The organism is Bradyrhizobium sp. CFUWI (genome assembly GCF_056429085.1).
This window is the reverse complement of record NZ_JBWJZE010000009.1, coordinates 330,817-343,650: the sequence shown is the minus strand read 5'-3', so window position 1 is coordinate 343,650 and position 12,834 is coordinate 330,817. Positions and strand designations below refer to the sequence as shown.

Genomic DNA, 12,834 nt, shown 5'->3' with positions numbered 1-12,834 from the left:
CGCGGGGCTTTTGCAGAATGCCGCTGGCGAGGATGGTGGCGCCGAGCGAGGGCTCCGGCACGGGCGAGGGCGTCGGCAGCGTCGTGGCCGGGGCTGCGGCGAAGGTGGCACTGGCCGCCATGGCCGGGGCCTGCTGCTCCATCACCTCGGCGGCGGCCTCCGCGATGGCATCGGTGAGGCGTGCAAGCGAGTCCATCGCGATCGGCGCGTCGGCGGGCTCTTCGACCACGGGAGCGACGACCGGCTGAGGCGCAATCGGCTCGGGCAGCTCGGCGGCGACGGGCGCTGCGGTCTCCGCGAGCCTCGGCTCCGGAACGGCCGCCTCCATCTCGGCCGCTGCGATGATCTCGTCGAACTCCGGATCGGGCGCGGCCATCTCCAGCGCGATGGCCTCGAGCACGGCGTCGTCCTCGGCCTGCGCGGCCGCGTCGAGCGCGAATGCGTCAGCGGCCTCCGCGACGGCGTCAGCGGCCGGCGCTTCAAACGAAACGTCGTCACGCGCTGCATCCTCGGGCGCGCTAGTCTCAGGCGCGACTTGGTCGAGCGCGATGTCTTGAACGGCGATCCGGCTTTCGACGGCCATCTGACTTTCGGCCGGCCTCTCCGGCGCGGCGGCCTCGAGTGCCGGCTCCGAAGCGGCAAACGCTTCGGCAACGCCGGCCGTTGCCATGGCCGCTTCCGGCTCGGCTGCGGCGTCCTGCGGCGGCTCCGTAAACGCCACGGGTGCTTTGCCGGCCATCGCCTCCGGCGCGGTCTCGACAGGCGCTTCGGCGACGGATGACGGCGCCTCCTGCGCCGGAGCCGGAGCCGCCGCCTGCTTCGTTGCGCCACCCTCGGTCTGCTCGACCCGGTCCTTCAGCAGATCGAACGCGATCCGGAGCTCGACACGGGGATCAATGGCCTGGGCCTGACCGCAGGCGGCCTCGATCGAGGCGAGCTGCGAATCAATGAGGTCGCAGATGCGCCCGTCGGCGCCGATCTCGCGCCAGCGCCAAGAGATCTCCTTGATGATGCGCACCCCGCGCGGAATCGGCGCGAGGCTCGCCTCGATCGCGGCGGGGTCGAACGCGGCAAGCGCAATGGTCTCGGCCTCGCGGATCGCGCGGCGGATCTCGACCAGTGCCTCGGGCAGGCGGTCCTCGACGACGGCTTGCCGCTGCGCTGCAAGGGTTTCCTCGATCTTCGCGACCGCGTCGAGCACCATGCGCGTGTCGGCATTGCGGTTGCGCTTGGCGTATTCGCCAAGGAACCAGCGGCCGCGCGCCGTCTCCATGAAGGCTTCGCGGATCGCGTCGTAATCCTGCTCGTTCGGCTCGGCCGCGCGGGCAGACATGGGCGAGAGGGCGAATGCTTCGTTGGCCATGACGATCTCGTCGCGCAAATCACTACGCGTTACTGTAACGATCACCACGATATCGACCGAATCGCAATTGGTTTGATGCAGTCCGAATCACAAATCCCCATCGCGGCATCGAGGAAGCGGCGATTCGCCGTCAGCCTCGCCCTGTTCTATTCGGCCGTGTTCGCGGTCTCGGGCACGCATCTGCCGTTCTTTCCGGTATGGCTGAAGGCGATTGGCATCGACGCGGCCTGGATCGGGCTGATCAACGCGCTGCCGGCGATCACCCGCTTCACCACGTTGCCGCAAGTGACCGCCTTTGCCGAGAAGCGACAGGCGATCCGCGCGGCCATGATGGTGTCGGTGCTGGCGACCGCGATCGGCTTTACGGCGGTCGGCCTGCAGCAGCAGCCGCTGGCGCTGTTCCTGATCTACGCGCTGACCTGCATGATGTGGACGCCGACGATGCCGTTGACCGATGCCTATGCGCTGCGCGGCGTCGCGCGCTACGAGCTCGATTACGGACCCTTGCGGCTGTGGGGCTCGGCGGCGTTCGCCGCCGGCTCGCTCGCCTGCGGCTATCTCATCGACAGCATCGCCGCGCGCGACCTGATCTGGATCATCGTCGCGTGGGCCGTCGTTGCGGTCGCAGCCAGCCTCATGCTTCAGCCGCTCGACGATCTCAGGCGCAAGACGACGGAGAGGCATGCCGGCAAGGCGCTGCTGCGCGACGCCGGCTTCTGGGCGATCATCGTCTCGGCCGCGCTGATTCAGGGCAGCCACGTCGCCTATTACACGTTCTCGGCCATCAACTGGCAGCTCCATGGGATCAGTGGGCTGACCATCGCGGGGCTGTGGACGCTGGGCGTGATCGCGGAGATCGTCGTGTTCGCGCTGTCGCCGCGCTTCTCGCTGCATCCCTCCACCATGATCGCGATCGGCGGCTTAAGCGCCGTAGTGCGCTGGATCGTCACCGCGAACGAGCCGCCGCTGGCGCTGCTCGCGATCGTCCAGCTTGGCCACGGCTTCACGTTCGGCATGACCATCGTCGGCACGATGAATCTCCTGGTGCAGCGCGTGCCGCCGCATCAGATCGCGCGAGGGCAGGGCTATTACGCCGCCTGCAACGGCCTCTTGGGCGCCACCACCTCGATCGCGTCAGGCGCGATCTACGCCCGCATCGGCGACGGCCTGTACTACGTCATGGCGGCGATGGCCGCCGGCGGCGCGCTCCTGATCTGGTCGGCGCGGCACCGGCTCATGGCTCAGCCCCAGAGCGAGGCGTCCGGGGGATAGACCAGGCTGTCGTCGTAACGCAGCCCGTGGTCGCGGTCGCGTGCCAGCAACAACGGGCCGTCGAGATCGACGAAACGCGCCTGCGGCGTCACCAGCATGGCCGGGGCCATCGACAGCGATGTCGCGACCATGCAGCCGATCATGATCTCGAAGCCGAGCGCCTGCGCCGCATCGGCCATCGCGAGCGCCTCGGTGAGGCCGCCGGTCTTGTCGAGCTTGATGTTCACGGCGTCGTAGCGGTCGCGCAAGGGAGCAAGCGAGGAGCGGTCATGCACGCTCTCGTCGGCGCAGACCGCGAGCGGCCGCCTGATCCGCGCCAACGCCTCGTCCCTGCTCGCCGGCAGCGGCTGCTCCACCAGGGTGACGCCGACGGCGGCGCAGGCGGCGAGGTTGGCTTCCAGCTTGGCTTCGGTCCAGGCCTCGTTGGCATCGACGATCAGCTCGGATTCGGGCGCGGCCTTGCGCACCGCCGCGATCCGCTCCGGATCGCCGTCGCCGCCGAGCTTGATCTTGAGCAGCGGCCGGTGCGCCGCCTTGGCGGTCGCGGCGGCCATGGCCTCGGGGGTCCCTAACGAGATCGTGTAGGCGGTGGTGCGCTCGCCCGGCACCGGGCGCCCGAGCAGGTTCCAGGCGCGCAAGCCGGCCGCCTTGGCCTCGAGGTCGATCAGGGCGCAATCCAGGGCGTTGCGGGCCGCACCGGGGGCCATGGCGGCCTGGAGGGCCTGCCGCGAGATACCGTCGGCGAACGCCTCCTGCATGGCCTGAATGGCCGCCAGCGTCGCCTCCGGCGTCTCGCCATAGCGGGGATAGGGCACACACTCGCCGCGGCCGGTCACCCCGTCCCGGCTGACCTCCACCATGACGGTCACGGCCTCGGTCTTGGCTCCGCGGCTGATGGTAAAACTGCCCGCGATCGGGAAGCGCTCGATTCGCGCCGCCAGGGACGCAAATTTCATGGAAGTCATTTTGAACTCTGGCGAAATCTGAACCTGCTAGTTACCTCTAGCAACTAACATTAACCACTTGGGGATACCTTCTCTGGGTAAGGGCGCGTGCGCAACTCTCTGATTTTCTCCGCCCCGGTACGGGAGCGGACATCTTGAACAGCGATCCGAAGCTGGAACGGATTGCCAAGGGCAACGCGCTGGCACTTTGCGCCACTGGGACCTGGACCGCGAGCTTCGCGCCGGTGCTGGAACGGATAGTGGCCGACGCCGAGAAGCTCGCCGGCAGCCCCCAAAGCATCTTCATCGACGTCTCCGAAGTCGCCAAGCTCGACACGTTCGGGGCCTGGCTGATCGAGCGGCTGCGTCGCAGCCTGACCCAGGGCGCCGTCGAGGCGCAGATCGCGGGGCTGTCCGCCAATTATTCCAGCCTCGTCGACGAGGTTCGGCGGGTCAGGGCGGGGGCCGTGGTCGACAGCAGTCCGATCACCATCGCCGGCATGCTGGAGCAGATCGGCCGGACCGTGGCCGGCGTCGGCGGGACGGTCGCGGGCCTCGTCGACATGCTCGGTGCCGTGCTCGCGGCATGGTTTCGCGTTCTCATCCATCCGCGCTCGTTCCGCCTGACCTCGACCGTGCACCACATGGAGCAGGTCTGCTGGCGCGCGGTGCCGATCATCGTGCTGATCACCTTCCTGATCGGCTGCATCATCGCCCAGCAGGGCATCTTCCATTTCCGGCGGTTCGGCGCCGACATCTTCGTGGTCGACATGCTCGGCGTGCTGGTGCTGCGCGAGATCGGCGTATTGCTGGTCGCGATCATGGTCGCGGGCCGCTCGGGCAGCGCCTACACCGCCGAGCTCGGCTCGATGAAGATGCGCGAGGAGATCGACGCGCTGCGCACCATGGGCTTCGATCCGATCGAGGTGCTGGTGCTGCCGCGCATGATGGCGCTGGTGCTGGCGCTGCCGATCCTGGCCTTCCTCGGCGCCATGGCCGCGCTCTATGGCGGCGGGCTCGTGGCCTGGCTCTACGGTGGCGTCGAGCCCGAGGCTTTCCTGCTGCGGCTGCGCGACGCCATCTCGATCGATCATTTCATCGTCGGCATCGTGAAGGCCCCGGTCATGGCCGCCGTGATCGGCATCGTCGCCTGCGTCGAAGGGCTTGCCGTGCAGGGCAGCGCGGAATCGCTGGGCCAGCACACCACGGCCTCGGTGGTGAAGGGCATCTTCTTCGTCATCGTGATGGACGGCGTGTTCGCCATCTTCTTCGCCTCGATCGGGATGTGACGATGGTCGGCGAAATCCAGGATCCCATCATCCGCGTCCGCGGCATCACCGTGCAGTTCGGCGAAACGCGCGTGCTCGACGGCCTCAACCTCGACGTCAAGCGCGGCGAGATCCTCGGCTTCGTCGGCCCGTCGGGCGCGGGCAAGTCGGTGCTGACGCGCACCATCATCGGCCTGGTGCCGAAGGTCGCAGGCTCGATCGAGGTGTTTGGTGTCGACCTCGATTCCTCCAGCACCTCGCAGCGGCGCAGCGTCGAGCGGCGCTGGGGCGTGCTATTCCAGCAGGGCGCGCTGTTCTCCTCGCTGACCGTGCGGCAGAACATCCAGTTTCCGATGCGCGAATATTTGCGGGTCTCGCAGCGGCTGATGGACGAGATCACCATGGCCAAGCTCGCCATGGTCGGCCTCAAGCCGGAAGTGGCCGAGCGCTTTCCCTCCGAGCTCTCCGGCGGCATGATCAAGCGCGTGGCGCTGGCCCGGGCGCTGTCGCTCGATCCGGACCTCGTCTTCCTGGACGAGCCGACCTCGGGCCTCGATCCCATCGGCGCCGGCGACTTCGACGAGCTGGTCCGGACGCTCCAACGCACTTTGGGGCTGACGGTTTTCATGGTAACCCACGATCTCGACAGCCTTTACACAGCATGTGACCGCATCGCCGTTTTAGGGAACGGTAAGATCATTGCGGCAGGGTCGATCGCCGACATGCAGGCCTCGCAGCATCCCTGGTTGAGGCAGTATTTCCATGGCAAGCGCGCCCGCGCGGTCATGACTTGAGTAGCTGGGATGAGTAGCCGGAGCACCTGATGGAAACGCGGGCGAACTACGTCTTGATCGGGTCGTTCACGCTGGCGGTGATCGCCGCGGCGATCGGCTTCGTGCTGTGGTTTCAGTCGCTGCACACCACCAAGCAGCGCAGCCCCCTGCGCGTCGTGTTCGAGGGCCCGGCGGCGGGCCTGCGCAACGGCGGCAGCGTCAACTTCAACGGTATCCGGGTGGGCGAGGTGGTCTCGGTGAAGCTCGACAATCCGCGGCGGGTTGTCGCACTCGCCATGATCGAGAACAACGCCCCGATCCGCAAGGACACCCTGGTCGGTCTCGAATTCCAGGGCCTCACCGGCGTCGCCGCGATCTCGCTCAAGGGCGGCGACGAGGCCGCGGCCCCGCCGCCGCTCGACCAGGACGGCATCCCGACGCTCACCGCCGATCCCAACAAGCTGCAGGACGTCACCGAGGCGATCCGCGGCACGCTGCAGAACATCAACAAGATCGTCGCCGACAATCAGGAATCGGTGAAGAACTCGCTGAAGAATCTGGAGACCTTCACCAATTCGCTCGCGCGCAATTCCGAGAAGATCGACGGCGTGATGGCCAAGGTCGACGGCGTCATGCTCAAGGCCGACAGCCTCATGCTCGGTCTCAACACCCTCGCCGGCGGCAAGGACGGCGGCGAGCTGTTCCAGGCGGTGAAGTCGATCCGCGAGCTCGCCGACGATTTCGACAAGCGTTCCGGCGCTCTGATGGCCGACGGCCGCCGCACCCTCGGCGACATCAGCCGCGCCGTGAACAATTTCGACCGCAACCCGACCCGCGTGCTGTTCGGCGCCAGCAACAGCAGCGCCCCACCGCCGCCGCCCGAGCCGCCGAAGCCGGCGGCCGCGCCGCCGCGGCGGCAGTAGGAGCGAGTAAGTTCGCTGCCTCGTGTCCCGGACGCGCAACGCTCTTGCGTTGCTGCGCAGAGCCGGGACCCAGAGGACCGCACCGTGCGATGCCGCGCCATGGGCCTCGGCTCTGCAGCGCACCGCCGAAGGGGCGCTGCGCTGCGTCCGGGGCACGGGAGCGAGGATGCAAAACAAAAACGGAGGCCGCGAGGCCTCCGTTTTTCATTCGCTGTTCGCCACTCGTTATTCGCGAGCTTCGCTCACCCTAGCCGTCCGGCCGCATGCGCCAGCAGCGTGTAGACCAGACCCGTCTCCGAGGTCAGGTGGCTGCGCAGCTCCTGCGGGCCGCGGCCGTCGCGGGCGACTTCGTCGAGCAGGCGCTCGAACTCGGCGACGTAGCGGTCGACCGTGCCCTTGAAGTTGCGGTCGGCTCGGTACTTGCGGGCGACCTCGTCGAAGGCCTTCTGGCCGGCGGGCGTGTAGAGGCGCTTGGTGAACGCCTTGTTCTCGCCGCGCTGGTAGCGGTCCCACATCTCGGCGGCGAGGTTGCGGTCCATCAGCCGGCCGATGTCGAGCGACAGCGATTCCAGCGGATTGCTGCTGGCCTGCGGGGCCTGCGGCTGCGGCGCGGGGCGGCCACGGGGAGCCTCACGGCCGGTCGGGGCGCCCTGATTGGCGTCGGTGCGGCTGAGCAGGTCCGACAGCCAGCCGTCACGGCCCGGATCATTGGCGCCAGGCGCGACCGGCGGCGCTTCGGTGCGGCGCGCGGCCGGCATGCCGAGGTCCGGCGGCGGCAGCGTGGAGGCGCTGCCGGTGTCGCGCATGCGGGTCTCGGTCGCGCGAGTGCCCGCAACGGCCATGATCGGCTCTTCCTGGCGATGCACGGCGACGGAGGCGCGGCCCGCCGTGGTGACGTCGAGGCCGCGGCCGTGCTGGGCCACGATGCGGTTGAGCTCGGCGAGCGCCTCGATCTGGTCGACGATCACCTTGCGCATCTGCGCGGTGCTCTCGGCGGCCTCCTGCGGCATCTCGAGCACGCCGCGGCGCAGCTCGTTGCGGGTGGCTTCGAGCTCGTTGTGCATCTCGAGGGCCATCTGCTTCATGCTGGCGACGAGGTTGGTGAACTTCTCGGTCGACTGCTTGAACATCGCGTCCGCCTCGTCGGTGGTCTGGCGGTAGATGTCGTGCATCGCCTCGATGGTCTGGCGGTGCTCCTCCTCGGAGGCCACGCGCACCGCCTCGAACTGGCGGGTGATCGCGGCCGAGCCGGCGCCGGCGGTCTCAGCGACCACGCGGGCGATATCGCGGGCACGCTCCTCGGCCGCGGCCAGCGATTCATCGAGCAGGCCGGTGAAGCGCGACAGCCGCTGGTCGAGATCGGCGGTGCGCAGGTCGATCGTGGTGACCAGCGATTCCAGCGCCTGCTTGCGCTCGGCGAGCGAGGCGGTGGTGTTCTTGTTGCTCTGCTCGACGACCTGAGCGGCCTCGACCAGTGCCTTGCCGTGCGCGTCGAACTGGGTCGACAGCTCGCCGAGATCCTGCAGCGCCTTCGTGGTCTTGCTGTTGAAGACGTTGAGCTGCTCTTCCAGGTTCTGCGTCGCCGCGCCGTTGCGCGAGGTGACGTCGTTCATCGCCGAGACGAAGTCGGCGACGCGCGTCACCAGCGCCCGCTCGAGCGAGTTGAGGTTATCGTGCGCACCGGTCAGCACTTCCTGGAGCAGGATGTTGCCTTCGCGCAGACGCTCGAACAGCGCCACGGTGTCGGTGCGCAGGATCTTGCTGGTCTCCTGCATCTCGGTGACGGCCGCGACCGAGACCTGGCGCGACTGGTCGATCGCGGAGCGCGAGGCCAGCTCGAGATCCTTGAGCGACTTGCCGACCGCGCTGGTGGCGATCTCGCTCGCCGCGTTGATGGTGCGGGCGACTTCCGAGCCGTTGCCCATCATGGTCTGCGAGAAGGCCTGGCCGCGCGTCTCGATCGACTTCAGCGCGTCCGAGGTGACGCGGTCGATGTCGAGTGTGAGCTGGCTGGTCTTCGAGCCGATCGCGTCGACCAGCGCGCCGCGCTTGGCGTCGATCATGTTCGACAGACGGTCGGCCTGCTGCTGCACGTAGGTGACGATCTCGTCGGTCTTGCCGGTCATGGCCTGGCCGAAGCTGGAGCTGGCGGCGAGCACCGAACGCTCGACGTCGGCCGAGCTCGACTTGACCCGCGAGCTCGCCTCGTTGGAGGCCGAGATCAGCGCGTTCTGGGCGTTGAGCGCGCTGGTCTGGATGTCGTTGGTGGCGTTCGCGGCGGCCGCGCTCAGCGTGCGCTCGATCTCGGTCGAGATCGTGCGGATCTGGCTCGCGGCGTCCGCCGAGGTCGAGGTCAGCGAGGTCTGGGCCTCACGGGCGCTGTTGAGAATGGTCGAGGCGGTGTCGGCGCCGACTGCGGTCAGCGTGCGCTCGATGTCGGTGGTCAGCGACTTGATCTGGCTCGCCGCGTCGGTGGAAGCCGTGATCAGCGTGCCCTGGGCCTCGCGCACGCCGCTGGTGAGCGCCTCGATGGTGGCGCCGCCGGCGGTCGCCAGCGCGCGCTGCATCTCGGCCGCGAGCGAACGGACCTGGCTGGTCTGTTCGGCCGAGACCGTAAGCAGGGTGCTCTGGGCGTCGCGAGCGCTGGTGGTGATGGTCTCGGCGGTCGACTGGCCGACCTGCGAGAGCGAACGATGCACTTCGGCCGCGAGCGATTTGACCTGGTTCGCCGCATCCGAGGATGCCGTGACCAGCGTGCTCTGGGCTTCGCGGGCGCCGCTCATGATGGTTTCGGCCGTCGAGGTGCCGGCCATGGTGAGCGAACGCTGCACGTCCGAGGACAGCGCCTTGATCTGGTTGGCGGTCTCGGTCGAGGCCGCGATCAGCGCGCTCTGCGCGTCGCGGGCGCCGGCGGTGATCGATTCCGCCGTGGTGGTGCCGGCCAGCGACAGCGAGCGCTGCACGTCGGCGGTGAGCGTCTTGACGTGGTTGGCCGCGTCCGAGGACGCTGTGACGAGAGTGGTCTGCACCTCGCGGGCGCCGGCCAGGATCGAGGCTGCGGTGGCCGAGCCTGCCGCCGACAGCGTGCGCTCGACGTCGGACGCGAGCCCCTTGATCTGGTTGGAGGCTTCGCCCGATGCCGCGACCAGGGTCGACTGCGCCTCGCGGGCGCTGCTCAGGATCGAGTTCGCAGAACCGGTGCCGGCCGCGGTCAGTGCGCGCTCGACCTCGGCGGAGGTCATCTTGAGCTGGGCGTTGACGTCGGAGGAGACCGTCATCAGCGACTGCTGGGCGGCGCGCGCGCCGGTCTGGATCGTCTCGCTGGTATTGACGACGAGGTTGGTGAGCGAGCGCTCGGCGTCCTCGACGTGCGAGCGGATCGCGGTCGAGATCATCTCGGCGCGGGACATCATGTCCTCGCTGGCCTGGCGGCCGCTGCTCTCGATGCGGCCGGCAACGGCCTCGACGCGCGAGCCGAGCAGGTCCTCGAACTGCGCCACGCGCACGTCGATGTCGCTCGCGACCGAGCCGACCTTGGTCTCGATGGCCTGCTGGATCTCCTGGAAGCGCGCGGTGACCGTCTCGGTCAGATGCATGCTGCGGCCGTCGATGATCTCGGTGACACCGGTGATGCGGCGGTCGACCGCTTCGATCGCCTGCGCGGTGCCGTCCGTGAGCGTCGAGGTCAGCAGCGTCAGGCGCGTGTCGATCGAGTGCACGGCCTGCGAGGCGCCGTTGGTCACCGTGGTGGTCAGGTAGGTGAGGCGGCTGTCGATCGACTCGAGCGCCTGCGAGGCGCCACCGGTGAGCGTCGTCGTGAGGTGGGTCAGACGGGTGTCGATCGACTGGATGGTCTGCGACGCGCCGTCGGTCAGCGTGCTCGTGAGGTGGTTGAGGCGCGCATCGATGGTTTCGACGGCCTGCGATGCGCCCTCGGTGAGCGAGGTCGTCAGGTGGGTGAGGCGGCTGTCGATCGACTGGATCGCCTGCGCGGCGCCGTCGGTCAGCGACGAGGCGAGCGTGTTGATGCGCCCGTCAATCGTCTCAGTCATCGACCTCGCGCGGCTGTCGAACGACTGTTCGAGCGCGGTGACGCGGCCGCCGAGCTGCTCGTCGAAGGTCTTGATGTGGCCTTCGATCGTGGAATCGAGGCCGGCGATCTTGCCGTTCAGCGAGGCGTCGAAATTGCTGACGCGGTCGCCGATGGTGGTCTCGAACCGCGCCAGGCGCTGGTCGAGGATCGCGGTGATCTCGCCGCCGTTGGCGGTGAAGCGGGTGTCGAAATTGTCGACATAGGTCTTCAGCGACTCGTGGATGTCCTGCGTGCGCTGGCCCATGCGCTCGACGATCTCGCCGCCGAAGGTCTTCACGGTGCGGTCGAACTCGGAGATGTGGCGCGTGATCAGGGCGCCCAGCGTGCCGGAGTCGCGGGCGAATTTCTCGACCAGCTCGGTGCCCTGGTTCCTGACCAGTTCGTCGAAGGCGCTCATCTGCAGCGACAGCGAATCGTGCGCGGTCTCGGTCTGGCTGACGACCTTGGCGACGAGGGTGTTGACGGTGGCGTCGAGCGCCTCGCTCGCCTTGTCGCCGCTCGTCATGATCTGGCTGGCGAGGCGGTTGCCGGCGTCGTCGATCTTGGCGGAAAGGTCGTTGGAGCGCAGCTCGAGCTCGAGCAGCAGCGAGTCGGAAGAATTCTTCAGGCTGTCGTGCACCTGCTCGGTGCGCTCGGAGATGCCGTCGACGATCGCAGCGGAGCGCTGTTCGAATTCGCCCGTGATGCGGTCGATGCGCTCGTTCAGCATCTCGTGGACGCGGTCGGCGAGGTCGACGAACTCGTCGTGGACGTGGCCGGTCTTGAAGTTGAGGCTGGTGGTCAGCCGCTCGCTGGCGTCGAGCACGGCGCGCGTGGTCTCGTTGCTGGCCTCCTCGAGGCGGTCGAGCAGGTCGCCGCCGCGTTCGCCGAGCGCCAGGATCATGTTGTCGCCGGCATTGCTCAGCGCGCTGGTGATGTGGGCGCCGCGCTCTTCCAGCGCGCCGGTGATGGACTTGGCGACCTCGTCGACGCGCGAGGCGATCGCGTCCGAGATCAGCGCGATGTCGTGGCGCAAATCGATCTGCACGCCGGAGATGGCGCTGCGGACCTGCTCGGCCTGGCCGACCAGGTTGTCGCGCTGGTGCGCGATGTCCTGGAGCAGGGCGCGGATGCGCACCTCGTTGTCGGAATAAGCGCGTTCGAGGGCGGCGACCTCGTTGGCGACCAGCGTCTCGAGCTCGCCGGCGCGCGCGATCGCGCGCTCGATGCCGTCGCCCATCGCCGCGACTTCGCGGCGGATGGCCTGGCCGACGGTGACCATGGAATCGGAGGCCGAGCCCTCGGGCTCGGAGAAGCGGATCGCGACCTGCGCCATCGCCTGGGCGATCATGCGCATTTCCTGGCCGCGCCAGACCAGGCTGGCGAGGAAGTAGAACAGCATGATCGGCGCGAAGAACATCGCGATCAGGCCGGCAATGACGAGCACGCCGCCGCTCTGGCCCATGGCGGCCTGGATCGAGGGCAGGAAGCCGAACGTCAGCGCGGCGCAGGCGGCGAGCCAGACGCCGGCGAAGATGGTGGCGAAGGTATAGACGCTGCGGGCAGGGCGGCCCTTCTGCAGCGCCTGCAGCAGCTGGCCGATGGTCTCGCGGTCGTCATTGGCGGCGCGACGCGAAGCGCGCGGCTCCTCGACCGGGTCGAACACGGTCGAGCGTTCGTTGGCGGCAGGGCGCGGCTCGAAGCTCGGCTCGTCGAAGGCCGGAGGCGTCACCGGGGGCGCCGTCTCGTTGCGCATCGCGGCGTTGCGGCTGGTGTCCGCAGCGGTGTCGCTGATGTTGAGGGCTTCCTGGATTGCAGAAAGCGCGACTTCTGTGGGGTCTTTGACCTTTTTCGGAGTGTTCGCCATGTTCAGTCCGAGCCCTCGTTACTTGTACGCGTCCCCCCGCGAGCCCTGCGCCCTGCGCAAGCCCACAGACCGGATCATGCCGCTTGCGCGGATCTCCGAGCCGTCCCCACCCGGACGGCTTGTCCGCCAATTTCCGAAACATCCTATTGGCAGAGCGTCGCGAATGAAATGCCCGCGATTAAGACATTCTTAATCATCGTTAACAGGATCGCGCCGTAACGCCTTAGCAATAAATGAAATTCTCCACCGGACTCGGCCAATTGCGGCAACTTTTCGTCAATAAGCGGGCGGAACTGCGTCTCTGACCCCAAACATTTCGTTAACCATTTCCATGCTTGGGTGAGGCGAAGTC

At 68.0% G+C, this 12,834-nt stretch carries 7 protein-coding genes; 4 read left to right on the top strand and 3 right to left on the bottom strand.

Annotation, left to right across the window (positions count from 1 at the left end):
• Nucleotides 1-1,363: hypothetical protein (locus AC066S_RS21805; RefSeq protein ID WP_478270575.1), on the bottom strand; the 1,363-nt coding region annotated here is incomplete at its 3' end.
• A gap of 75 nt (nucleotides 1,364-1,438) precedes the next feature.
• Between AC066S_RS21805 and AC066S_RS21800 the strand changes: the two genes are divergently transcribed.
• On the top strand, nucleotides 1,439-2,635 hold the full coding sequence (locus AC066S_RS21800; protein ID WP_478270574.1) for an MFS transporter: 1,197 nt from the start codon (nucleotides 1,439-1,441) through the stop codon (nucleotides 2,633-2,635).
• On the opposite strand, the gene dgcA is transcribed toward AC066S_RS21800, so the two are convergent.
• Entirely contained in the window at nucleotides 2,605-3,600 is a 996-nt protein-coding gene (gene dgcA / locus AC066S_RS21795; RefSeq protein ID WP_478270573.1) for an N-acetyl-D-Glu racemase DgcA, read from the bottom strand. The genes AC066S_RS21800 and dgcA overlap by 31 nt on opposite strands.
• 134 nt (nucleotides 3,601-3,734) lie before the next feature.
• Between dgcA and AC066S_RS21790 the strand changes: the two genes are divergently transcribed.
• From AC066S_RS21790 to AC066S_RS21780, 3 genes are read left to right on the top strand one after another with little or no spacing between them, the layout of a single operon-like run.
• Nucleotides 3,735-4,868, top strand: coding sequence for an MlaE family ABC transporter permease (locus tag AC066S_RS21790; protein WP_126255805.1), 1,134 nt, complete (start codon nucleotides 3,735-3,737; stop codon nucleotides 4,866-4,868).
• Between the two features lie 2 nt (nucleotides 4,869-4,870).
• A complete protein-coding gene (locus tag AC066S_RS21785) occupies nucleotides 4,871-5,641 on the top strand; it encodes an ABC transporter ATP-binding protein (protein WP_126255806.1) in 771 nt (256 codons plus the stop codon).
• A 29-nt stretch (nucleotides 5,642-5,670) separates the two neighbouring features.
• Nucleotides 5,671-6,543 carry an MlaD family protein gene (locus AC066S_RS21780; RefSeq protein ID WP_126255807.1) on the top strand — a complete coding sequence of 291 codons (873 nt, stop codon included), beginning with the start codon at nucleotides 5,671-5,673 and terminating at the stop codon, nucleotides 6,541-6,543.
• Between the two features lie 242 nt (nucleotides 6,544-6,785).
• On the opposite strand, the gene AC066S_RS21775 is transcribed toward AC066S_RS21780, so the two are convergent.
• Nucleotides 6,786-12,482 carry an apolipoprotein A-IV repeat region-like domain-containing protein gene (locus AC066S_RS21775; protein ID WP_478270572.1) on the bottom strand — a complete coding sequence of 1,899 codons (5,697 nt, stop codon included), beginning with the start codon at nucleotides 12,480-12,482 and terminating at the stop codon, nucleotides 6,786-6,788.
• Nucleotides 12,483-12,834 lie beyond the last annotated feature (352 nt).

Coding starts and splice junctions, on each gene's coding strand:
- AC066S_RS21785 (WP_126255806.1), top strand. CDS start 4,871: ATGGTCGGCGAAATCCAGGATCCCATCATCCGCGTCCGCGGCATCACC.
- dgcA (WP_478270573.1), bottom strand. CDS start 3,600: ATGACTTCCATGAAATTTGCGTCCCTGGCGGCGCGAATCGAGCGCTTC.
- AC066S_RS21780 (WP_126255807.1), top strand. CDS start 5,671: ATGGAAACGCGGGCGAACTACGTCTTGATCGGGTCGTTCACGCTGGCG.
- AC066S_RS21800 (WP_478270574.1), top strand. CDS start 1,439: ATGCAGTCCGAATCACAAATCCCCATCGCGGCATCGAGGAAGCGGCGA.
- AC066S_RS21775 (WP_478270572.1), bottom strand. CDS start 12,482: ATGGCGAACACTCCGAAAAAGGTCAAAGACCCCACAGAAGTCGCGCTT.